This window comes from Streptomyces sp. NPDC057950 (assembly GCF_042887295.1).
Classification (GTDB): Bacteria; Actinomycetota; Actinomycetes; order Streptomycetales; family Streptomycetaceae; genus Streptomyces; species Streptomyces kaempferi.
On the sequence record NZ_JBHVPP010000033.1, the window covers coordinates 1 to 22809 of the forward strand.

The following is a 22809-nucleotide window of genomic DNA, read 5'->3' on the forward strand; positions in this document are numbered from 1 at the left end:
GGACGCGCTGGGTAGTCAGCGCGTCCGGCGTTCGAGGACGAGCCCTTCGGGCGAGGGCACCTGCGTACGGCGTGCCAGGATGGTGGTCGTGGCACAGACATTCGGCACGCCATTCATCGGCCGCGACAGCGAACTCGCCCGGCTCACCGACGTGCTGGACCGGGCCAGGAACGGCACCCCCCGCGCCGTACTCGTCTCCGGAGACGCCGGCGTCGGCAAGACCCGCGTCCTGACGGAGGCCGCCGCCCACGCCACCCGCACGGACATGACGGTACTGACGGGCCACTGCGTCGACCTCGGTGACGTGGGCCTGCCCTACCTCCCGTTCACCGAGATCCTCGGCATGCTCGCCGCGGACGAGCGGTTCGCGGCCGCGTTCGCCGCCCACCCGGCGGTCGGCCGACTGCTCGGCACCGGAACAGGCACCGGCACCCCCGACGGCACCACGGACACCGGCGGCCGTCTGCGTCTCTTCGACGGGGTGGCCGCCCTGTTGGCCGCCGTCGCCGACATCACCCCCCTCCTCCTGGTCCTCGAAGACCTCCACTGGGCCGACCAGTCCTCCCGCGACCTCCTGCGCTTCCTCCTCAGCCGCGGTCTCCTGCAGAACGCGGCGCCCGGTGCCCCGGCCCACCGGCTGGCCGTCTTCGCCTCCTACCGCGCGGACGACCTGCACCGCCGCCACCCCCTGCGCCCCCTGCTCGCCGAACTGGTCCGGCTGCCCTCCGTGGACCGTCTCGAACTGCGCCCGATGGCCGACTCCGAGGTGGCCCGCCTGGTGCGCGCCCTGCGGGCGGAGGCCCTCTCCGACACCACCGTCCGCCGTATCGTCGAACGCGCCGAGGGCAACGCCTTCTACGCGGAGGAGCTGCTCGCCGCGCTGCCCGGAGACGTCGACCCGGCCGCCCCCGCCATGCCGAGCGGCCTCGCCGACGTACTCCTCATCCGCATCGAGCAACTGTCCGACACCGCCCAGCAGGTGCTGCGCACGGCCGCGGTCGCCGGGCGGCGCGTCGAGCACGGACTGCTGCACGACGCGGTACAACTGCCTCAGGAAGCACTGGAGTCGGCGCTGCGCGAGGCCGTCGGACGACAGCTGCTGGTCCCGGGCGAGGACGGCACGTACTCCTTCCGGCACGCCCTGACCCGCGAGGCCGTCTACGCCGATCTGCTGCCGGGCGAGCGGGTCCGGCTGCACGGCACGTTCGCCGGACTCCTCACCGGGCAGGCCCGTTCGGCCGAGCGCGCCCACCACTCGCGCGAGAGCCACGACCTGGCGGACGCGCTCACCGCCTCCCTGGAAGCCGCCGACCACGCCCAGGTCCTCGGCGCGCCCGCCGAGGAGCTGCGCCACCTGGAGGCCGTGCTCGAACTGTGGTCCGCGGTGGACCCCGCCGCGCGACCGCCGGCGTGCGGGCCCGTGACGCTCACGCTGCGCGCCTCCGCGGCCGCCGCGCACGCCGGCGACGCCCACCGGGCGGTCTCCCTCACCCGCGCCGCGCTCGCCCGAGCGGGTTCGGACGCCGACTCGGAACTCGCCGCCCGCGTCCGCTACACCCTCGCGGGCAATCTGATACGCGTCGACAGCACGAAGGCCGCCTACACGTACAGCAGCGAGGCGCTCGCCATGATCCCGGCCGAGCCCCCCTCGCACACCTGGGTGTGGGCCGCGGCCACCCATGTCATGGCCGCGCGGTACATGGGCCACGACGAGGACGCCCAGCGTGTCGCCCGGCAGGCCCTGCGCACCGCCGAGGAACTCCGGCTGCCCGACGCCCAGGCCGACCTGATCATCTCCCTCGTCGGCCTGGCCGGCGGCAACCGGCGGACCCCCCGGGGCCGGGAGCGGCTGCGGCGCGCCCGCGACCTCGCCCGGCACGCGGGCAACGTCTCCGTCGAGATGCGCGCGCTCTTCAACCTGGCCATCGGGTGCTACGAGTCCGGGGCGCTGGACGAGTGCCTGACCTGGCTCTCCGAAGGACTGGAGCGAGCGGGCCGCTCCGGACTCCTGTCCTCGCCCTACGCGCTGGAGCTGCGCTACCTCCAGTCCCTGATCCTCTACACCCTGGGCCGCTGGGACGAGTGCGCCCGCGCGGCCGCCGCCGACGCCGAACGGCTGCCGCCGGCGGGCGGGTTCGCCACCGGCCCCGCCCTGTACGTCGCCCTGGCGCGCGGCGAACAGGGGGCCGTCGAGCGGGCCCGCGCCCTGCTCACGGGGCCGTTCGACTGGATGGCCTCACTCGTCGCGGGCATCGTGCTGACCGACGCCGCGGCGCTGCGCGGGGACGCGGAGGGCGCCGTCGCGGCCATGCGCGAGAGCCTCGCGGCACTCAGCGACGGTTCCGGCAACGAGCGGCCCGACATCGGTGTGCGGCTCGCCGCACTCGCGCTCTCCGCGGTCGCCGACGCTGCCGTACGGCAGCGTCGGGACGGCGACGAGGCCGGGGCTCTCCGCTGGGCGGCCACCGCCTCCGAACTGGTGGAGGTCGCCCGGAACACCGCAGCCAAGGGCGAGGACGGGACACGGCAGGGCCCGGAAGGCCTCGCCTGGCTGGCCCGCGCCGAGGCGGAGTGGCTGCGCGCGCGCCCGGGGACGGACGGCGCCGCGCACGAGCGGGCCGTCGCCGCGTGGGAGACGGCCGTCAACGCGTTCGACTACGGTGATCCGTACGAACTGGCGCGCTCCCGAAGGCGGTTCGCCGAGGCGCTGCTCGCCGCGGACCGGCGTGAGGAGGCCGCCGGGCAGGCCGGCGCCGCCCGTGACACCGCCGACCGGCTCGGTGCCGTGCCGTTGCGCGACGAGGTGGACGCCCTGATCCGGCGCGGCCGGCTCGCCGGCTCACCGTCCGCCGCGGACCGCATCGCGGCTCTGACCGCCCGCGAGAGCGACGTCCTGCGGCTGCTCGCCCGTGGCCGCACCAACCGCCAGATCGGCGAGGAGCTGTTCATCAGCGCGAAGACGGCGAGCGTCCATGTCTCCAACATCCTTGCCAAGTTGGGCGCCGCCGGCCGCACGGAGGCGGTGACCATCGCGTACCGCGAGGGCCTGATCGAGCCGGAGCCCACCGCGTCCGCCTGAGCGCCCGTTCGCGCCCACGGGTCGGCCACCGTCGATCCGCACCCGCCGGTCCCCCGCCGCCGGGCCGTCCGCGTCGTCCGCCCCTGGGTCCCGGTGGACGCGTTCCCGTGTGCGCGCACGACCGAGGGCCGGGCCCCCGAAGGTGGCCCGGCCCTCGAAAGGCGAACGTCAGACGAGGTTCACCGACCGGGCCGACGTGGCGCCGATCTCGTCGGCCACCTCGTTGAGGACACCCTGCGGGACCGTGTCGTCGACGGTGAGGACCGCCAGGGCCTCTCCGCCCGCGGCCGCGCGGGCCACCTGCATGCCCGCGATGTTGATGCCCGCCTCGCCGAAGACACGGCCGACGGTGCCGACGACACCGGGCCGGTCCTCGTAGCGCAGCACGACCATGTGGTCGGCGAGGGCGAGGTCCACGTCGTACTCGCCGACGGCGACGATCTTCTGCAGGTGCTTCGGACCGGCCAGCGTGCCGGAGACCGCGACCTCCTGGCCGTCGCCGAGCGTGCCGCGCACGGTGACGACGTTGCGGTGGTCCGGGGACTCCGAGCTGGTCGTCAGGCGCACCTCGACACCGCGCTCCTGCGCGAAGAGGGGGGCGTTGACGTACGACACCGTCTCCGCGACGACGTCCTCGAACACGCCCTTGAGCGCGGAGAGTTCGAGCACCTTCACATCGTGCTGGGTGATCTCGCCGTACACCTCGACGTCGAGGCGGACCGCGACCTCGCCCGCCAGCGCGGTGAAGATGCGGCCGAGCTTCTCGGCGAGCGGCAGGCCCGGCTTGACGTCCTCGGCGATGACACCGCCCTGGACGTTCACCGCGTCCGGGACCAGCTCACCGGCGAGCGCCAGACGCACCGAACGGGCGACGGAGACACCGGCCTTCTCCTGCGCCTCGTCCGTGGAGGCGCCGAGGTGCGGGGTGCAGACGACCTCGTCCAGCTCGAAGAGCGGGGAGTCCGTGCAGGGCTCCTTCGCGTACACGTCCAGGCCCGCGCCCGCGACGCGGCCCTCCTTGAGCGCCGAGTACAGCGCCTCCTCGTCGACGATCCCGCCGCGGGCGGCGTTGACGATCCGCACCGACGGCTTGACCTTGTGCAGCGCCTCGTCGCCGATGAGACCGACCGTCTCGGGGGTCTTGGGCAGGTGCACGGTGATGAAGTCCGCGACCTCGAGCAGCTCGTCGAGCGACAGGACCTTGACGCCCATCTGCGCGGCCCTGGCAGGCTGGACGTAGGGGTCGTAGGCGACGACCTTCATGCCGAACGCCGACATCCGCTGGGCGACCAGCGCGCCGATGCGGCCGAGGCCGACGACACCGAGGGTCTTCTCGGCCAGCTCGACGCCGGTGTACTTCGAGCGCTTCCACTCGCCGTTCTTCAGCGCCGAGTTGGCCTGCGGGATGTGCCGCGCGGTGGCCAGCAGCAGACCGCAGGCAAGCTCGGCGGCGGTCACGATGTTCGAGGTGGGGGCGTTGACGACCATCACGCCGGCCTTGGTGGCGGCGGAGACGTCGACGTTGTCCAGGCCGACGCCGGCTCGTGCGACGACCTTCAGTTTCTTCGCGGCGGCGACCGCCTCGGCGTCGACCTTGGTGGCCGACCGGATCAGGATCGCGTCGACGTCGGCGATCGCGGGCAGCAGCTCGGCACGGTCCGCGCCGTTGCAGTGCCGGATCTCGAAGTCCGGGCCCAGGGCGTCAACAGTCGCGGGCGACAGCTCTTCAGCGATGAGTACGACAGGTTTCGAGCTCACGTGAGTCCTCACAAGTCCAATGCGGACGGCCGTCCCGACGGCCGCGGGCGAGTGGAGGGATGTAGCGGCCTCGGCGAGGTGCGGGTGTGTTCTCGCGTCGTCCGGTGCGTGCTCTTCGTCTGCCGGACGGGGCTCTCGTAGCGGAAGCTACTCGGGCCTGTGACCGGTGCGGCGAGAGTGCGTGCCGGGCGGCGCGGGGGCGTGCCTGCAGATCTTCGGGGTCGCTCGAGCCGCGTGGAAGACGCACGACGCTGTGGGCCTGACGCGTATGTTGTGCAGCAGTGTAGTGCCGCAACAGGGGTCTTCTTGCGCCCCTGTGGAAGGATCACCCGTCCGTGGCTGGACGGTGTGTACAACGTCGCGCGCACGGGCATCACCCAGGGTCAGGCCGAAGGGCCGGAGCGGTTCGCCCCGGCCCCTGGGCCGTTCGGCTCACGCCTCGTCGTTGACCCACGACATGAGCTTGCGGAGCTCCTTGCCGGTGGTCTCCAGGAGGTGGTTCTCGTCCTGGGTCTTGTACTCGTTGTACTTCTTCAGACCGGAGTGGTACTCCTCCATCCAGTTCCGGGCGAACGTGCCGTCCTGGATCTCGGCGAGGATCTGCTTCATCTCGGCCTTGGTGGCGTCGGTGATGATGCGGGGGCCGGTGACGTAGTCGCCCCACTCGGCGGTCTCGGAGATCGACCAGCGCATCTTCTCCAGGCCGCCCTCGTACATGAGGTCGACGATCAGCTTCAGCTCGTGGAGGCACTCGAAGTACGCGATCTCCGGCTGGTAGCCGGCCTCGGTCAGGGTCTCGAAGCCCGCCTTGACCAGCGCCGCGGTACCACCGCAGAGGACGGCCTGCTCACCGAACAGGTCGGTCTCGGTCTCCTCGGTGAAGGTCGTCTTGATGACGCCGGCGCGGGTGCCGCCGATGCCCTTCGCGTACGACAGCGCCAACGCGAAGCCGTTGCCCGTCGCGTCCTGCTCGACGGCCGCGATGCAGGGCACGCCGCGGCCCTCCTCGTACTGGCGGCGGACCAGGTGGCCGGGACCCTTCGGGGCGACCATGCAGACGTCGACTCCGGCCGGCGGCTTGATGAAGTCGAAGCGGATGTTCAGGCCGTGGCCGAAGAACAGCGCGTCGCCCTCCTTGAGGTTGTCCTTGATGGACTCCTCGTAGACCTGCGCCTGGATCGGGTCCGGCACCAGGATCATGATGACGTCGGCCTCGGCGGCGGCCTCCGACGGCGTCACCACGCGAAGGCCCTGCTCCTCGGCCTTCGCCTTGGACTTGGAGCCCTCGTGCAGACCGACACGGACGTCCACACCCGAGTCGCGCAGCGACAGCGCGTGGGCGTGGCCCTGGCTGCCGTAGCCGATGACCGCGACCTTGCGGCCCTGGATGATGGACAGGTCGGCGTCGTCGTCGTAGAACAGCTCGGCCACTGGGGTTCTCCTTGGTGTGCGGTGTCGCGTCCCACCGTACGGCGGGCGGGGGAGGGAAAGTTTCGCGGTCTCGGCATACGGGCGGCCGACGGTCACCGGCCGCCCGTTCCAGGACTCAGGCTGACCGGTCGAGCGCGCGCAGCGACCGGTCCGTGATCGAACGCGCGCCGCGTCCGATCGCGATCGTGCCGGACTGGACGAGCTCCTTGATACCGAACGGCTCCAGCATCTTGAGCATGGCCTCCAGCTTGTCGCTGCCGCCGGTGGCCTCGATGGTGACGGCCTCCGGGGAGACGTCCACGGTCTTGGCGCGGAACAGCTGGACGATCTCGACGATCTGGGAGCGCGTCTCGTTGTCGGCGCGCACCTTCACCAGAACGAGTTCGCGCTGCACGGCCGCGCCCGGCTCCAGCTCGACGATCTTCAGGACGTTGACGAGCTTGTTGAGCTGCTTGGTGACCTGTTCGAGCGGCAGCGCCTCGATCACGTTCACCACGATGGTGATGCGGGAGATGTCGGGGTGCTCGGTGATGCCCACGGCGAGCGAGTCGATGTTGAAGCCGCGGCGCGAGAACAGGGCGGTGATCCGGGCGAGGACACCGGGCTTGTTCTCCACGAGGACGGAGAGGGTGTGCTTGGTGCTCATGGTTCGGACTCGGCTCTCTTCTCAGTCGTCTTCGTTGTCGCCGAAGTCGGGGCGGACGTCCCGGGCTGCCATGATCTCGTCGTTCGAGGTGCCGGCGGCGACCATCGGCCACACCATGGCGTCCTCGTGGACGATGAAGTCGACCACGACGGGGCGGTCGTTGATCGAGTTCGCCTCTTCGATGACCTTGTCGAGGTCGTCCGGGGACTCGCAGCGGATGGCGTAGCAGCCCATCGCCTCCGACAGCTTCACGAAGTCCGGGACGCGGGTGCCCGCGCTCGGCTGCTTGCCGTCCGCGCTCGGACCGCTGTGCAGCACGGTGTTGGAGTAACGCTGGTTGTAGAAGAGGGTCTGCCACTGGCGGACCATCCCGAGGGCGCCGTTGTTGATGATGGCGACCTTGATCGGGATGTTGTTCAGCGCGCAGGTGGTGAGTTCCTGGTTGGTCATCTGGAAGCAGCCGTCGCCGTCGACCGCCCAGACCGTGCGGTCCGGCTGCCCCGCCTTGGCGCCCATCGCGGCCGGCACCGCGTAGCCCATCGTCCCGGCGCCGCCGGAGTTCAGCCAGGTCGCGGGGTTCTCGTACTGGATGTAGTGCGCGGCCCACATCTGGTGCTGGCCGACGCCCGCGGCGAAGATCGTGCCCTCCGGCGCGAGCTGTCCGATGCGCTCGATGACCTGCTGCGGCGACAGCGAGCCGTTGTCGGGCTGCTCGTACCCCAGCGGGTACGTCTCGCGCCAGCGGTCGAGGTCCCTCCACCAGGCGCTGTAGTCGCCGCGATGTCCCTCGCTGTGCTCCTTCTGCACGGCCTGGACCAGATCGGCGATGACCTCGCGGGCGTCCCCGACGATCGGCACGTCGGCCGCGCGGTTCTTCCCGATCTCGGCCGGGTCGATGTCGGCGTGGACGATCTTGGCGTACGGGGCGAAGCTGTCCAGCTTGCCGGTGACGCGGTCGTCGAAGCGGGCTCCGAGGGCGACGATCAGGTCGGCCTTCTGCAGCGCGGTGACGGCGGTGACCGCACCGTGCATGCCCGGCATTCCCACGTGCAGCTCGTGACTGTCGGGGAACGCGCCGAGCGCCATCAGGGTGGTGGTGACGGGCGCTCCGGTGAGTTCGGCGAGGACCTTCAGTTCGGCGGTGGCGTGCGCCTTGATGACGCCGCCGCCGACGTAGAGGATGGGCCGCTTCGCCTGGGTGATCAGCTTGGCGGCCTCGCGGATCTGCTTGGCGTGCGGCTTGGTCACCGGCCGGTAGCCGGGGAGGTCCATGACGGGCGGCCACTGGAAGGTGGTCTGCGCCTGCAGGGCGTCCTTGGCGATGTCGACGAGGACCGGGCCGGGCCGGCCGGTGGAGGCGATGTGGAAGGCCTCCGCGATCGTCTTCGGGATGTCCTCGGCCCTGGTGACCAGGAAGTTGTGCTTGGTGATCGGCATGGTGATGCCGACGATGTCCGCCTCCTGGAAGGCGTCCGTGCCGATCGCCTTGGACGCGACCTGCCCGGTGATCGCCACGAGCGGCACCGAGTCCATGTGCGCGTCGGCGATCGGCGTCACCAGGTTGGTGGCACCCGGGCCGCTGGTCGCCATGCAGACGCCGACCCGGCCGGTGGCCTGCGCGTAACCGGTGGCCGCGTGACCCGCGCCCTGCTCGTGCCGGACGAGCACGTGCCGCACGCGCCGGGAGTCCATCAGCGGGTCGTAGGCCGGAAGGATCGCGCCGCCGGGAATGCCGAATACCGTGTCGGCCCCGACCTCCTCGAGAGAGCGGATGAGGGACTTGGCACCCGTCACCTGTTCGGGCGCGGACTGCTGTCCTCCGGAACGGGGCCGCGGCTGCGGATGATGGGCCCCGGTGGCCTGCTCGGTCATCGTCATTCTCTTCTCGATGCTGAGGGTTTTTGCGAGGTTTGTACGATGTGCGGTTGTCGGTCGACAGTCACCTGTGCAACAAAAAACCCCTCGTGCCGTGAGGCAAGCGAGGGGAGCGCGCCGGTGCGGGTCGCTGGATCTTCCGGGTCCGTCCGGTGATCACCAGCTTCAGCCGACGCGCTTTCCAAGTACGAGAATTCGGGTGCGCATGGCATTGACCCTCCCCCCGGCACGCATCGACTGTCAAGTAGGTGGGACGGGAGTCTCATTATGTGAGCGGAGGGCGGTTCCGCCTCCGAGAACAGCGGGCACACCACTCGTATACACCCCTGCGCCGCCTCCCGCGAACGCGGGCTCGGCCGGCCCGTGCGGGACCGGGTAGTGGCCGGAGGACAGCGCTCTGCGCAGCCGGTACTCGTCGAGGGGCCCGGAGAAAGCCATCCCCTGACCGTGCGTACAGCCCATCGCGCGCAGGGCCACGACCTGCTCCGGAAGGTCCACGCCGTCGGCGACGGACTGCAGCCCGAGGTCGGTGGCGATCCTCAGCAGCCCGCTGGTGATCTTGTGCAGCCGAGCGGACTCGACGACGCCCTCGACCAGGCCCCGGTCGAGCCTGAGGACGTCCACGGGGAGCCTTCTGAGTGCCGTGATCGCGGCGCAGCCGCCCCCGAAGCCGTCCAGGGCGATTCGGACCCCGACCCTCCGCAGCGCGTTCAGCCGGCGCTCCAGCTCGTCCAGGGAGACCCGTGGATCGGCGTCGGACAGCTCGACGATCAGGGCACCCGAGGAGAGCCCGTGCCGGGTCAGCAGCGCCTCCACGGAGCCGAGGGGCGCCGAGCGGTCCAGCAGGCGACGGGCGCTCATCCGGACGGCGACGGGCACCGTGACCCCCGCGGCGGCCCGCTCGGCCGCCTGTTCGACCGCCTCCTCGAGGATCCAGCGGCCCAGCTCGGCGGTGCGGTCGCTGTCCTCGGCGACGCGCAGGAACTCGGCGGGGGTGAAGAGCACCCCTTGGGAGGAACGCCAGCGGGCCTGGGCGGTGACCGTCGCGATCCGGCCGTTCTCCAGGCAGACCACGGGCTGGTGCAGCAGCGCGAACTCGCCGTCCTGGAGGGCCGAGCGCAACCGCGTCGCCAGCTCCGCCTTGCGTACGACATCCTGCTGCATCTGGGGTGCGTACAGCTCGACGCGCCCCTTGCCCGCCGCCTTGGCGCGGTACATGGCCAGGTCGGCGTTGCGCAGCAACTCGCCTGCCCCAAGGCCCGGTTCGGCGAAGCCGACGCCGATGGACGCGGCAACCCGGACATCGTTGCCGTCGATGGCGTAGGGCTGCGAGAGCTTGATCCGCAGCCGGTCGGCGAGTTCCATGATCTGTTGCTCACGCGCGGCACGGTCGCGGTTGCCGTCCCCGACGATCAGTGCCGCGAACTCGTCCCCGCCGAGCCGGGCGGCGGTGTCGCCGTACCGCACCGAGTCCTGGAGTCTGCGGGCGGCCTGGACGAGGAGCTCGTCACCGGCCTGGTGCCCGATCGTGTCGTTGACCGCCTTGAAGCCGTCGAGGTCGATGAAGAGAACGGCCGTACCGCGGTCGCTGGAGCGGCGGCCGGACAGGGCCTGCTGGACGCGCCGCGTGAACAGGGCGCGGTTGGGCAGGTCGGTGAGCGGGTCGTGCTCGGCGTTGTGCTGCAGTTGTGCCTGCAGGCGCACCCGCTCCGTCACGTCACGGCTGTTGAAGATGAGGCCGCCGTGGTGCCGGTTGACGGTGGACTCCACGTTGAGCCAGCCGCCCCCGCCGGACCTGAAGCGGCACTCGATGCGCGTGGTGGGCTCCTGCAGGTGGCTGGCGGCCAGGAAGCGGCGTACCTCGTGCACCACGCAGCCGAGGTCCTCGGGGTGGATGAGGGAGGCCAGCTCGGAGCCGACGAGGTCCTCCGCACTGCGGCCGTAGACCCCCGCGGCTGCCGGGCTGACGTACTTCAGGATGCCGTTCGGCGCCGCGATCATGATGACGTCGCTGGAGCCCTGCACCAGGGAGCGGAAGTGGTTCTCCTTCTGGGCCAGCTCCTGGGTGAGGGTGATGTTGTCGAGCAGCATGATGCCCTGGCGCACCACGAGGGCGAGCACGACCAGGCCCGCGGTGAGGAGCACCACGCGGTCGACGCTGCGGCCGTTGAGCACGTTGTAGAGAATCCCCAGCGTGCAGACCGCGGCGGCCAGGTAGGGCGTGAGCGCGCCCAGCGATCCGGCGATCGGGCGGGGGGACGCGTACCGGTGGTGGCCCGCGCCCTGCGGGACGGGGTGCCCCACGGGGTGTCCGCCGTCCGGCCGCCGGTCCGGGATGTGTTCGTGCACCACGCGCGCGTACCCGTCCTCGCCGTAGCCGTCCCTTCCGTGATCGCTCCGTTCGTGCCCGCTCCGGTCCCGCCCGTTCCCGCGCGGCACCTTACCGCCGTGTTCGTCGGCGGCCGGCTGTCCGTGCCGGGTGCCGGCCCAGGGGGCGTACGCGAGGAGCAGCGATCCGGCGAACCAGCCCGCGTCGAGAAGCTGCCCGGAGTGGTAGTTGTTGTGAAGGAGGGGCGAGGTGAACAGGGCGTCGCACATCACGGTCAGGGCGAGTGCGCCGATCGCGGTGTTCACCGCCGAGCGGTTCAGGGAGGAACGCCGGAAGTGCAGCGCCAGCACCATGCTGACCAGGGCGATGTCCAGCAGGGGGTACGCCAGGGAGAGCGCGGTGTGCGCGACGCTCGGGCCGTCGAACTTCGCCGCCTGGGCGAGCGCGAGACTCCACGACAGCGTGAGCAGGGAACCGCCGATCAGCCAGGAGTCGAGTGCCAGGCAGATCCAACCGGCCTTGGTCACCGGCCTCTTGGCGAGTACCAGCAGCCCCACGATGGCCGGCGGCGCGAAGCACAGGAAGAAGATGTCGGCGAAGCTGGGGCTCGGCACGTGACGCTCCAGGACGATCTCGTACCACCCCCAGACGCCGTTGCCCAGCGAGGCCATGGCGGAGGAGACCGCGAAGAGCATCCACGCGGGTCGAAAGCGGCTGCGCCGGTGGTGGGCGTAGAGGAAGCAGGAGACGGCCGCGGTGCCCGCGGCGGCGCTCAGCCCGAAGTCGCCCATGATCAGTGCCAGGTTCGCCGAGCCCCAGCCGAGGGCGGAACCGACGGCGTACCCCGCGCAGACCACGGCCAGCGCGAGCTGCGAGACCGTACCCGTCCCACCGCCGAGTACCGGACGGCGGGTCAGCAGCGCTCCGGGGGAACTCACCGGTCCCACCCGGTCCGCACAGCGGGGTCCCGCTGCTCCGGGCACGCTGGGTGCGCAGGCCTCCTGCGGGCGCCGTGCCTGCGGTGATGATGTCCGCCGTGGCCGCCGTGGGCTCGGCCGCGCGCGGCCGCGCGCCAGGGTCGTCGGCGGCCCCGCCGCGTCGGATCGTTCGTCCATAGGCCGTGCATCGCCCGTCGCCCCCCTCGCAGTCCGAATGTCCATCCCCGGCGCCGAACGATGCGCGGCGCAGCCCCTGTCGGGACGATACACCAGTCTCGTCACTCAGGGACATAGTTCCTCTACTCTCCGTGACGACCAGCGGAGATGCGGACACGACCCGCATTCGGGGGAATGCGGAGAGTGTCCTTGCCCGGGCGCGGCCGCGGACGGCGGCGCGTTACGTGCCCGTGGTGAGGACCACGTTGCCGAGCGGCTCCCGGTTCACGAAGCGATTCAACTGCTTGACCAGCAGCCGCTCGGCGCGCGGCAGGAACGCCGACGTGGGGCCGCCGACGTGGGGGCTGATGAGCACGCCGGGCGCCTGCCACAAAGGGTGTCCCAGGGGCAGCGGCTCGGGATCGGTGACGTCGAGGGCCGCGGTGAGGCGTCCGCTGTCCAGCTCGGCGAGCAGGGCCTTGGTGTCGACGACGGGGCCGCGGGCGACGTTGACCAGGAGCGCGCCGTCCTTCATGCGGGCCAGGAAGTCCGCGTCCACCAGGCCGCGCGTGCTGTCGGTGAGGGGCGTGGACAGCACGACGACGTCGGCCTCGGGGAGCAGCGCGGGCAGTTCCGTGAGTGGGTGCACCGGACCGCGCGCCGTGGTGCGCTCAGAGCGCGCGACGCGCGCCACCCGCGCCACCTCGAAGGCCACGAGCCGGTCCTCGATCGCGGACCCGATCGACCCGTACCCCACGATCAGAACGGACTTGTCGGCCAGCGCCGGACGGAACCCGGAGCGCCACTCCCCCTTGTCCTGGGCGCGTACGAAGTCGGGGATGCCCCGCAGCGAGGCGAGGATCAGGGCGAGGGCGAGTTCGCTGGTGCTCGCCTCGTGCACCCCGCGGGCATTGCACAACTGCACCCCCGGGCGCAGCGACTTCAGGCCCGGTTGGACGTGGTCGACTCCGGCGGAGAGGGTCTGCACCGCTTGCAAGGAGGTCATTTCGGCCATGGGCCGCCGGCCGACGGCGGGCGGCTTCATGTACGGCACGACATAGAACACGCAGTCGGCCGGGTCCGCGGGAAACTCCTGGCCACCGTCCCAGAAGCGGTAGTTGAGGCCCTTGGGCAGGCCCTTGATCTCGTCGGCGTGAAAGGGGAGCCACACATCGGAAGTCATGCTCAGGAGGCTATGTCAGGCGGCGGGACCCGCAGAGGTTAGGTTGGGGTGGCAGGAGAGGGAGGGTCACGGCCAGGTGGAGCGCAGGACGATCGGCGCGGCGACGCTCGATGTGGGGGCGATCGGGCTCGGGTGCATGCCGATGACCTGGGCGTACACCGGTTCGCGGCAGCGTGGTGACGAGTCGCTGCGCACGGTGCACGCGGCCCTCGACCTGGGGTCGACGCTGCTCGACACGGCGGACATGTACGGGCCCTTCACCAATGAGCTGCTGGTGGGCCGGGCGCTGCGGGAACGGCGTCCGGATGCCTTCGTGTCGACGAAGGTGGGGCTGCTGGTGGGCGAGCAGCACATCGTCGCCAACGGGCGTCCACGTTATGTGCGGCGCGCCTGCGACGCGTCGCTGCGCCGGCTGCAGACCGACGTGATCGACCTCTACCAGTTGCACCGCGCGGACCCCGAGGTGCCGGTGGAGGAGACCTGGGGCGCGATGGCCGATCTGGTGGCGGCCGGAAAGGTGCGTTCACTCGGGCTGTGCGCGGTCGGCGCCCGTTCCGCCCGGCGCCCGGGGGCGCGCCCGTACGACGGGCGGCTGCACGACGGGCTGTACGACGGAACGATCCGGCAGCTGGAGCGGGTGCAGCAGGTCTTCCCGGTGAGCGCGGTGGAGGCCGAGCTGTCGGTGTGGTCGACGGAGGCGCTGGACGCGCTGCTGCCGTGGTGCGCCGCGCGCGGCGTGGGTTTCCTGGCGGCGATGCCGCTCGGCAACGGTTTCCTGACCGGCACGCTGACGCCCGGCGGGGGCTTCGAGCCCGACGACTTACGCGCCCGCCATCCCCGCTTCACGGCCGAGATGATGGCCGCCAACCAGCCGATCGTCGCCGGGTTGCGGCGCGTCGCCCGACGGCACGGGGACGGTGTCACTCCCGCGCAGGTGGCGCTGGCCTGGGTGCTGTCCCAGGGCCGGCACGTGGTTCCGGTGCCGGGGGCCAAGCGGGCGCGGTGGGCGGTGGAGAACGCGGGGGCGGCCGGGCTGCCGCTGACGGCGGAGGATCTGGCGGAGGTGGCGGGGCTGCCCGGGGCGCAGGGGTCGTGGGACTGACGGCTCCCGCGGCCGGCGCTCGCGCATCGGGTGTCCCTGATCGGGAACCCGCGGGACGCGAGCGGTGTATGAACAGTAGGACCGCCGCGTCGAAGGGACCTCTGATCGTGCAACGTCGAGTGGTGAAGGCCGCGTTGGCCGCGGCAGCGCTGGTGGTGACGGCCGGCTGCTCCTCCGGCGGCTCGGGGGGCGGATCGCCGGTCGGCGGCCTGAACCCGTCGTCGGGCGGTCGGGTGACGGGGTCGGCGCCCTCGGGGCGGTCGACCGAGACGGCCGCGCCCGCCAAGGGTTCGGTGAAGGTGGTGCGCACCGTCGCCGAGGGCCTCAAGTCGCCCTGGGGCCTGGCGCCGCTGCCGGAGGGCGGTCTGCTGGTGTCCTCGCGGGACGAGGGCACCATCACCCGGGTGGACGAGAAGACCGGGCGGACGACGGAGCTGGGCCAGGTGCCGGGGGTGGCCCCCGCCGGGGAGGGCGGCCTTCTCGGTATCGCGCTCTCCCCCGCCTACGCCTCGGACCACATGGTCTACGCGTACTTCACGACGGCGTCGGACAACCGGATCGTCCGAATGTTGTACGACGCGAAGAAGCCGCCCGGCCGGCAACTGGGCGCGCCGGACACGGTCTTCAAGGGCATCCCCAAGGGAGTGATCCACAACGGCGGCCGGATCGCCTTCGGCCCGGACGGGATGCTGTACGCGGGAGCGGGCGAGACGGGCTCCCGGGGTCTGGCCCAGGACAAGAAGGCGCTGGGCGGGAAGATCCTGCGCATGACGCCGGACGGGGACCCGGCGCCGGGCAATCCCTTCGGCGACTCGGTCGTGTACTCGTACGGGCACCGCAACGTACAGGGCCTCGCCTGGGACGACAGACAGCGCCTGTGGGCCTCCGAGTTCGGGCAGGACACCTGGGACGAGCTGAACCAGATCAAGCCGGGCGACAACTACGGCTGGCCGGTGGTCGAGGGCAGGAGCGACGACCCGCGTTACCACAACCCGGTCGCCCAGTGGCACACGGACGACGCCTCGCCCAGCGGCATCGCCTATGCCGACGGCTCCGTCTGGATGGCGGGGCTGAAGGGCGAGCGGCTGTGGCGGGTCCCCCTGGCGGGCACACGGGCCGCCGCCGCTCCGCAGTCCTTCCTGAACGGCAGGTACGGGCGGCTGCGCACGGTGGTCTCGGCGGGCGGTGACAAGCTCTGGCTGGTCACCAGTGAGACGGACGGACGGGGCAGCCCCGGAAAGGGGGACGACCGGATTCTCGAGCTGGAGGTGAAGTAGGTCCGCGGCCTCAGGGTTCGTCCGGCTCGGACACCGGTTCCCGCGGCTCGGCCACGGTTTCCTGCGGCTCGGACACGGGTTCCCGCGGCTCGACATCGGGTTCCCGCGCCGGGTCCGCCCCATCGCGTTCCCGCTCCCGCGGCCGTACGACCACCTTGCCCGAGGACAGGTCTATGGGGCCCCGGCCCGGATCACCGTCGTTCAGGTCCACGCGGGTCAGTTCGAGCCGTTTGCGTTCGTCGTCGGTGTGCTTGCGGCCTGGTGCGAAGATCTCCTCGAACATGTTGAACACGGCGCCTCCCTCGGCCCGGATCCCCGCCAGCCTATGCCTCAGCCCGCCGTCGGGGCAGTGGGGGTCTCCTGGGGGAACAGCCGGAGCCGATGGGCCAGTGCCGCCGCCTCCCCCCGTCCCGAGACGTCGAGCTTGGCGAGGATGTTCGACACGTGGACGCTGGCGGTCTTCGGGGAGATGAAGAGTTCCCCGGCGATCTGGCGGTTGGTGCGGCCGACCGCGACCAGACGCAGCACGTCGCGCTCACGGCTGGTGAGGCCGAGGGCCTGGGCCGGGTCGCCGGGGGTCGGGGCGTAGGGCCCGGGGGCCCTGCCCAGGGCGAGGCGGGCCCGCTGGGCGAGCAGCGCCACGGCGTCGGCGAGGGGGCGGGCGCCCAGGTGGTCGGCCGCCGCCCCGGCCAGCCGCAGGAGCTCGGTCGCGCGTGCCCGCTCGTCCTCGTCGGCGCCCGCGGCCAGCAGCGAGTCGGCCAGGCGGTGACGGACGCGGGCGAGGTCGTAGGGGCGTTCCAGGCATTCGAAGGCCGCGACCACCTCGGCCCACTCGTGCGGGTCGGACACGCCCTCGGCCCCCCGGAGTTCGGCGCGCACCCACCGCTCGTACGCCTGCCAGAGAGGCACTCCGGTGGCCAGCGTCCTGGCGGCCTCCCGGAGGGACCGCACGGCCTTGCCGCGCCCCGCCTCCGCGGCGGGCAGTCCGCGGGCGTCGGCCTCCGCGGTGGCGGCGGCGAGCAGCAGGGGCCATCCGTAGCGTTGGGTGCCGGGCGGGAAGCCCGTGTCCAGTGCCTGTTCCAGCGCGGTGCGGGCGTCGAGGAGGCGGCCCTCGCCCGCGGCGATGCGGATCGTGCTGCGCACCAGGGGCAGGGCGTGCTGCGGCATGGGGTCGTGGGTGCCGAAGTGGGCGCGGGCGGCGTCCAGTCGACGGGCCGCCTCGGCCAGGTCGCCGCGGTCGAGGGCGAGGTCCGCCAGGCGCATCGCGCCGCTGCCGGACGGTTTGCCGCTGGCTCCCACGCCCAGGGCGTTCCGTGCCGCCTCGACGGCTTCGTCCCACCGGCCGAGTGAGCAGAGCGACTCGGCGAGGTTGCCCCACACCCATGCCTCGGTGTCCAGCAGGCCGTTCCTCCGGGCGAGTTCGGTGCCCTGCCGCAGGATCGGGACGGCCTCGCCGGAGCGGCCGACCGACTCCAGGTGGGAGGGCAGGTCGATGTGGAGACGTCCCGCGACGAGGGACGCGCCGTGCGGCGGGATCTGCTCCTTGACCTCGTACATCTCCGTGATGCCCGCCTCGATGTCCCCCGCGTCGACCATGAGACCGCCGAGGGTGAGCCGGGCGTTCAGTTCGATGTCCCGGGCGCCGACCATGCGCGCGTACTGCACGGCGCGCTCGGCGGCGAAGAGGGCGCCGGGGCCCGGTTCGTGCAGCATGCACCAGGCGGCGACCAGGGACAGTACCTCGGCGTGCACCTCCGACGGGGGCAGGCCGCGTACCAGGTCCCGGGCGGTGGCGAGTTCGTGCCACCCGTCGCCGCGGGCCTGCGCCGTGATCAGCCGGGAGCGCTGGACCCAGAACCAGGCGGCGCGCAGGGGATCGCTCCCGTCCTCCAGGACGTGCAGCGCCCGTTTGGTGATCTTCAGGGCGCGTTCGCGCTCCCCCGCCAGCCGGCCGGCGACGGCGGCCTCGGCCATCAGGTCGAGATAACGCAGGGGTGCCGGGACGTCCGGGGGCGCCGGGTGTCCCTGGGCCACCGGGTCCTGGCCGCAGGGCGGGAACACTTCCACGTAGTCGATGGGGCGCAGGGCGGCCCGTACGGTTTCCGGGGCGACCTCCCACAACTCCATGGCCCGCTCCAGGAGCCGGAGTTGTTCGGAGTGGGCATGCCGGCAACGGGCGTCGACGGAGGCGTCCAGGACGGCGGGCAGGGCCTTGGCCGCGTCGTGCGCGTGGTACCAGTAGCTGGCCAGCCGGGTGGCGCGCTCGTCGGCCGGTACGAGCGCGGGGTCGGCCTCCAGGGCTTCGGCGTAGCGCCGGCTGTAGCGGGAGCGCTCGCCGGGCAGCAGGTCGTCGCTGACTGCCTCGCGGACCAGGGAGTGACGGAAGCGGTAGCCGTCGCCACCGGGTGAGGCGAGCAGGATGTTGGCGCCGACGGCGGCGCGCAGCGCCTCGATGAGGTCGTCCTCGGCGAGCCGGGCCACGGCCGCGAGCAGCCGGTACTCGACGGTGGAGCCGCCCTCGGCGACGATCCGGGCGATGCGCTGGGCGCTCTCGGGCAGTGCTTCGACGCGTACGAGGAGCAGGTCGCGCAGCGAGTCCGTGAGGCCGGTGGAACATCCCTGGTGGGCGGCGACGGCGAGTTCCTCGACGAAGAACGCGTTGCCGTCGGAGCGTTCGAAGATGTCGTCGACCTGGGCCGGGTCGGGTTCGTGGGCGAGGATTCCGGCGATCTGGCGGCCGACCTCGGCGCGGGTGAAGCGGCCGAGTTCGATACGGCGGACGGTGCGCAGACGGTCCAGCTCGGCGAGGAGGGGGCGCAGCGGGTGGCGGCGGTGGATGTCGTCGGCGCGGTACGTGGCGACGACGACGAGGCGTCCGCTGCGCAGCGTGCGGAAGAGGTAGGCCAGCAGGTGGCGGGTGGAGGCGTCGGCCCAGTGCAGGTCCTCCAGGGCCACGACGACCGTGCGGTCGGCGGCGAGACGCTCCAGGAGGCGGGCGGTGAGTTCGAAGAGGCGGGCCATGCCCTCCTCTTCGGGGCGCCGGGCACGGTCGGTCTCGCCCAGTTCGGGGAGCAGCCGGGCCAGCTCGTCCTCCTGGCCGGCGGCGGCCGCGGCGAGCTCGTCAGGGAGCAGCCGGCGCAGGGCGCGCAGGGCGGTGGAGAACGGGGCGAAGGGCAGTCCGTCGGCACCGATCTCGACGCAGCCGCCGCACGCGACGACGGCGCCCTCGCGGTCGGCGACGGTGGCGAACTCCTCGATCAGGCGGGTCTTTCCGACCCCGGCCTCGCCGCCGAGGAGCAGCGCCTGCGGTTCGCCCCCGGTGCGCGACGCCCGGGAGCCGGTGCCGCCGGCGCGGGCGAGTGCCTCGCGCAGGATGCCCAGTTCGTCCGCGCGGCCGACGAACACGGGGCTGACGGATCTGGTCTCCACGGGCCCGAGCATGGCACAGCGGTCCGCGGGAGCGGCACTGGTTATCGGGCGGCCGGCCATCGGTGCCGGGCCGCGCGCGGGAAGAGCGGCGAGCGCTCTCCCGGGAGGCCGGCCGACCCCCGTACGGCCGGCCTCCCCCGGCGTCCGAGGGGGGCCGCCGCCGGTGCGGGCGGCCTCCTTCGGCCCGGCGTTCACGCGGCTCGGGTGAACCGGTGCCGGCGGGGGCGCGGGCTGTACGACCGCTCCTCCGTGTCGTTCCCGCCGGACTCGCGCGCGGCGGTGCGGCGGCGGTCGGCACGGCGGCCTCGGAGGGCCTCCCGCGCCAGTCGGTGGTTCTGCGCCTCGCGGATCAGCTCGGCGGATCGGATCTGGTGGAGCTCGTACTCGAACATCTCGTACCCCTTGTGAAGAGCCGGTTGCGGCCTCGCTCTGTGCGATGCCTCAACCTTCGTCTCCCAGGGGGGTGCGTCACATCGGGAGAGTGCCGCATCTTGCGCACGCGAAGGGCCTTAGAGCGGCGGCGGGTCACCCACGCCGGCCCTAAGGCCCCTCAGAGGTACGGAGGTTCACTTGGTGGAGGGCAGTCCGAGCAGGATGTCGGAGTACTTGGCGACCGCGAGCACGAGGCCGACGACGCCGAGCGAGACGCCCGCCCAGGCGACGGACTTGATCCAGGCGGCCTGCGGCTTGCCGGGCGCCCCGAAGGCGGGCCGGGCCAGGACCACGGCGCCGACGATCAGCGCGGCCAGCGCGAAGAGGCCGCCGACGAGCGCGGTGGTCGCCCAGGCGTCGCCGTAGACCTCCTTGACCTGCGTGGCCACGCTCGCGGACGACGAGGTCTGCAGTTGTCCGACCAAGGTCTCGCGGGCGGCGGCCACGGTGGCGACCCAGCTGCCGGTGAGCGACACGATGCCGAGTCCGGCGGAGACGACGGCGGCGGCGCCCTGGCCGACGCCGGGGGCGTCCTTCTCCCCGGCCGCGGGGAAGTCCTCGTCCGCCGGGGCGTCGGCCTCGGCGTCGTCCTGCTCCTCGGCGTCGGCGTCGGTCTCGGCTCCGGTCACGGCCGCGCTGTCGGGCGTCTCCTCGGTGCCGGTGCCGTCCACGGTCTCCTTGTCGCTCTTCGCCTCGGTGCCGTTCGCGTCCACGGCTTCGTCAACTGTCTTGGTTCCCATGTCCCGCACCGTACGGACGGAGTCTGAGAAGTCTCTTAATGATCCCTGTGCTCGTCGGTAACGATCGGCGTAAGCGTGCGTGACCGTCGTGCAACGCTCAGCCGCTCGTCCCCGCGCGCGTCGCCCGCCAGTCGGGCGCGAGCACCGACCAGACCTCCATGTCGTGGCGTACGCCCCGGTAGGGGAAGCTCTCCCGCAGCACCGCGTCCCGGGTCATCCCCAGCCGCCGGGCGCCGTTCACACTCGGCTCGTTCGCCGAGGCGGCGACCCACTCCACCCGGTGGATCCCGCGTTCCTCGACGGCCCAGTCGATGAGCAGTCGCATCGCGCGTGTGACCAGGCCCCGTCCGGTACCCGCGGGTTCCAGCCAGCAGCCGACCTCGCAGTTGCCCTGGGCCGCGTCGAAGTTGAGGAAGAGCACGCCGCCCACGAGCGTTCCCTCCAGCCACAGGCCGTGCAGGGATCCGGTGTCGGCGGCACGGTTGTCGGCGTACCGCTGGAGCAGTTCCCGCGCGGACGCCACGTCCGTGGCCGCCGAACCGAACGGGATGTACTGCCCGATGAACTCCCGTCCCCGGTCCAGATGAGCGAGGAACTCCTCGGCGTGCCAGGGCTCCAGGGGGCGCAGTTCCGCGCCGTCGTCACCCAGGGATATCGCGTACATCCTGCTGCTGCTCCTTCTCCGTTGTATGTCCGCCGGTTCCGTGTCCGTCGCGGCGGCCGGGCTCTCATGGGTGGTGCGGCACTCCGGCGGCCCGGTGCCGCGGTGCCGCACCGGTCGGCCGCACCGGTCCACGGCACCGGTCCACGGCACCGGTCGAGCCGGTGGGCTCCGCCGGGCCGGGGTGCCCACGACAGGCATGGGGGGACGCACCGGTCCCGGTGCGTCCCCCCAGGCGGGCGGTGCGCGGACGGTCAGCCTTCGCTGACGCCCAGCTTCTCGAGGATGAGCTCCTTGACGCGGGCCGCGTCGGCCTGGCCCCGGGTGGCCTTCATGACGGCGCCGACCAGGGCGCCGGCCGCGGCCACCTTGCCGCCGCGGATCTTGTCCGCGACGCCCGGGTTGCCGGCGATGGCCTCGTCGACGGCGGCGGTCAGCGCGCCCTCGTCCGAGACGACCTTGAGTCCGCGCTTGTCGACGACCTCGTCCGGGGTGCCCTCGCCCGCGAGCACGCCCTCGATGACCTGACGGGCGAGCTTGTCGTTCAGGTCTCCGGAGGCCACGAGCTGCGTCACCCGGGCGACCTGCGCCGGGGTGATGGGCAGGTCCTCCAGGGCCTTGCCCGACTCGTTGGCGCTGCGGGCCAGTTCACCCATCCACCACTTACGGGCGGACGCGGCGTCCGCGCCGGCCTCGATCGTGGCGACGATCGCGTCGATGGCACCGGCGTTGAGGATCGACTGCATGTCGTGGGCGCTGACGCCCCAGTCCTCGCGCAGCCGGTTGCGCCGGGCCAGCGGCTGCTCGGGCAGACCCCCGCGCAGCTCCTCGACCCAGTCGCGGGAGGGGGCTACGGGGACGAGGTCGGGTTCCGGGAAGTACCGGTAGTCCTCGGCCTCCTCCTTCACGCGGCCCGAGGTCGTGGACCCGGTGTCCTCGTGGAAGTGGCGCGTCTCCTGGATGATCGTGCCGCCGGAGTTCAGCACCGCGGCGTGCCGCTGGATCTCGAAGCGGGCGGCGCGTTCCACCGAGCGCAGCGAGTTGACGTTCTTCGTCTCGGAGCGCGTGCCGAACTTCTCGCGGCCGTGCGGGCGCAGCGACAGGTTCACGTCGCAGCGCATCTGCCCCATCTCCATGCGGGCTTCCGAGACGCCGAGCGCCTTGATGAGCTCGCGCAGCTCGGCGACGTAGGCCTTGGCGACCTCGGGCGCGCGCTCGCCCGCGCCCTCGATCGGCTTGGTGACGATCTCGATGAGGGGGATGCCCGCGCGGTTGTAGTCGAGCAGGGAGTGCGAGGCGCCGTGGATACGGCCGGTCGCGCCGCCGACGTGCGTGGACTTGCCGGTGTCCTCCTCCATGTGGGCGCGCTCGATCTCCACGCGGAAGACCTCGCCGTCCTCCATCTGTACGTCGAGGTAGCCGTTGAAGGCGATCGGCTCGTCGTACTGGGAGGTCTGGAAGTTCTTCGGCATGTCCGGATAGAAGTAGTTCTTCCGGGCGAAGCGGCACCACTCGGCGATCTCGCAGTGCAGCGCGAGACCGATCTTGATGGCGGACTCGACGCCGGTCGCGTTGACGACGGGCAGCGAGCCGGGCATGCCGAGGCAGGTGGGGCAGGTCTGCGAGTTGGGCTCGGCGCCCAGCTCGGTGGAGCACCCGCAGAACATCTTGGTCTTGGTGCCGAGCTCGACATGGACCTCGAGGCCCATGACGGGGTCGTACGTCGCCAGGGCGTCCTCGTACGACACCAGCTCGTCGGTCGTGGTGGTCACG

General features: G+C 72.1%; 15 protein-coding genes. 3 read left to right on the plus strand and 12 right to left on the minus strand.

Annotated elements, in window-relative coordinates:
- Positions 1-79: 79 nt before the first annotated feature.
- Positions 80-3079: an ATP-binding protein gene (locus tag ACFVTC_RS38670; RefSeq protein ID WP_390133988.1), complete on the plus strand. Its 3000-nt coding sequence runs from the start codon at positions 80-82 to the stop codon at positions 3077-3079.
- 168 nt (positions 3080-3247) lie between these two features.
- On the opposite strand, the gene serA is transcribed toward ACFVTC_RS38670, so the two are convergent.
- From serA to ACFVTC_RS38700, 6 genes are all read right to left on the minus strand, one after another.
- Positions 3248-4837 (minus strand): phosphoglycerate dehydrogenase, encoded by a 1590-nt coding sequence (serA, locus tag ACFVTC_RS38675; RefSeq protein ID WP_168530367.1) that lies wholly within the window; start codon positions 4835-4837, stop codon positions 3248-3250.
- Positions 4838-5269: 432 nt separating this feature from the next.
- Entirely contained in the window at positions 5270-6268 is a 999-nt protein-coding gene (gene ilvC / locus ACFVTC_RS38680; protein WP_390133868.1) for a ketol-acid reductoisomerase, read from the minus strand.
- A 115-nt stretch (positions 6269-6383) separates the two neighbouring features.
- Positions 6384-6914, minus strand: coding sequence for an acetolactate synthase small subunit (gene ilvN / locus ACFVTC_RS38685; protein ID WP_148010603.1), 531 nt, complete (start codon positions 6912-6914; stop codon positions 6384-6386).
- A 21-nt stretch (positions 6915-6935) separates the two neighbouring features.
- Entirely contained in the window at positions 6936-8792 is a 1857-nt protein-coding gene (locus tag ACFVTC_RS38690) for an acetolactate synthase large subunit (protein ID WP_390133869.1), read from the minus strand.
- A gap of 237 nt (positions 8793-9029) precedes the next feature.
- Positions 9030-12056: a putative bifunctional diguanylate cyclase/phosphodiesterase gene (locus tag ACFVTC_RS38695; protein ID WP_390133871.1), complete on the minus strand. Its 3027-nt coding sequence runs from the start codon at positions 12054-12056 to the stop codon at positions 9030-9032.
- Between the two features lie 397 nt (positions 12057-12453).
- Positions 12454-13395 carry a 2-hydroxyacid dehydrogenase gene (locus ACFVTC_RS38700; protein WP_390133873.1) on the minus strand — a complete coding sequence of 314 codons (942 nt, stop codon included), beginning with the start codon at positions 13393-13395 and terminating at the stop codon, positions 12454-12456.
- A 76-nt stretch (positions 13396-13471) separates the two neighbouring features.
- Here ACFVTC_RS38700 and ACFVTC_RS38705 point away from each other — a divergent pair, with 76 nt between their 5' ends.
- Together ACFVTC_RS38705 and ACFVTC_RS38710 are read left to right on the plus strand one after the other, a co-directional pair.
- Positions 13472-14497 carry an aldo/keto reductase gene (locus ACFVTC_RS38705; RefSeq protein WP_390133875.1) on the plus strand — a complete coding sequence of 342 codons (1026 nt, stop codon included), beginning with the start codon at positions 13472-13474 and terminating at the stop codon, positions 14495-14497.
- A 68-nt stretch (positions 14498-14565) separates the two neighbouring features.
- Positions 14566-15774, plus strand: coding sequence for a PQQ-dependent sugar dehydrogenase (locus ACFVTC_RS38710; protein ID WP_390133877.1), 1209 nt, complete (start codon positions 14566-14568; stop codon positions 15772-15774).
- A 10-nt stretch (positions 15775-15784) separates the two neighbouring features.
- Here the strand turns inward: ACFVTC_RS38710 and ACFVTC_RS38715 are convergent, their stop codons facing one another.
- The 6 genes from ACFVTC_RS38715 to gatB form a co-directional block, all read right to left on the minus strand.
- On the minus strand, positions 15785-16057 hold the full coding sequence (locus ACFVTC_RS38715; protein ID WP_390133989.1) for a DUF6191 domain-containing protein: 273 nt from the start codon (positions 16055-16057) through the stop codon (positions 15785-15787).
- Between the two features lie 47 nt (positions 16058-16104).
- Entirely contained in the window at positions 16105-19215 is a 3111-nt protein-coding gene (locus tag ACFVTC_RS38720; protein WP_390133879.1) for an AAA family ATPase, read from the minus strand.
- 179 nt (positions 19216-19394) lie between these two features.
- On the minus strand, positions 19395-19595 hold the full coding sequence (locus tag ACFVTC_RS38725; protein WP_390133881.1) for a hypothetical protein: 201 nt from the start codon (positions 19593-19595) through the stop codon (positions 19395-19397).
- 174 nt (positions 19596-19769) lie between these two features.
- Positions 19770-20375: a hypothetical protein gene (locus ACFVTC_RS38730; protein ID WP_390133883.1), complete on the minus strand. Its 606-nt coding sequence runs from the start codon at positions 20373-20375 to the stop codon at positions 19770-19772.
- A gap of 97 nt (positions 20376-20472) precedes the next feature.
- On the minus strand, positions 20473-21039 hold the full coding sequence (locus tag ACFVTC_RS38735) for a GNAT family N-acetyltransferase (protein ID WP_390133885.1): 567 nt from the start codon (positions 21037-21039) through the stop codon (positions 20473-20475).
- Between the two features lie 251 nt (positions 21040-21290).
- Positions 21291-22808 (minus strand): Asp-tRNA(Asn)/Glu-tRNA(Gln) amidotransferase subunit GatB, encoded by a 1518-nt coding sequence (gene gatB / locus ACFVTC_RS38740; RefSeq protein WP_390133887.1) that lies wholly within the window; start codon positions 22806-22808, stop codon positions 21291-21293.
- Position 22809 lies beyond the last annotated feature (1 nt).

Coding starts and splice junctions, on each gene's coding strand:
- ACFVTC_RS38710 (WP_390133877.1), top strand. CDS start 14,566: ATGAACAGTAGGACCGCCGCGTCGAAGGGACCTCTGATCGTGCAACGT.
- ACFVTC_RS38670 (WP_390133988.1), top strand. CDS start 80: ATGGTGGTCGTGGCACAGACATTCGGCACGCCATTCATCGGCCGCGAC.
- ACFVTC_RS38730 (WP_390133883.1), bottom strand. CDS start 20,375: ATGGGAACCAAGACAGTTGACGAAGCCGTGGACGCGAACGGCACCGAG.
- ACFVTC_RS38735 (WP_390133885.1), bottom strand. CDS start 21,039: ATGTACGCGATATCCCTGGGTGACGACGGCGCGGAACTGCGCCCCCTG.
- ACFVTC_RS38690 (WP_390133869.1), bottom strand. CDS start 8,792: ATGACGATGACCGAGCAGGCCACCGGGGCCCATCATCCGCAGCCGCGG.
- ilvN (WP_148010603.1), bottom strand. CDS start 6,914: ATGAGCACCAAGCACACCCTCTCCGTCCTCGTGGAGAACAAGCCCGGT.
- ACFVTC_RS38725 (WP_390133881.1), bottom strand. CDS start 19,595: ATGTTCGAGTACGAGCTCCACCAGATCCGATCCGCCGAGCTGATCCGC.
- ACFVTC_RS38700 (WP_390133873.1), bottom strand. CDS start 13,395: ATGACTTCCGATGTGTGGCTCCCCTTTCACGCCGACGAGATCAAGGGC.
- ACFVTC_RS38715 (WP_390133989.1), bottom strand. CDS start 16,057: ATGTTCGAGGAGATCTTCGCACCAGGCCGCAAGCACACCGACGACGAA.
- ACFVTC_RS38720 (WP_390133879.1), bottom strand. CDS start 19,215: ATGCTCGGGCCCGTGGAGACCAGATCCGTCAGCCCCGTGTTCGTCGGC.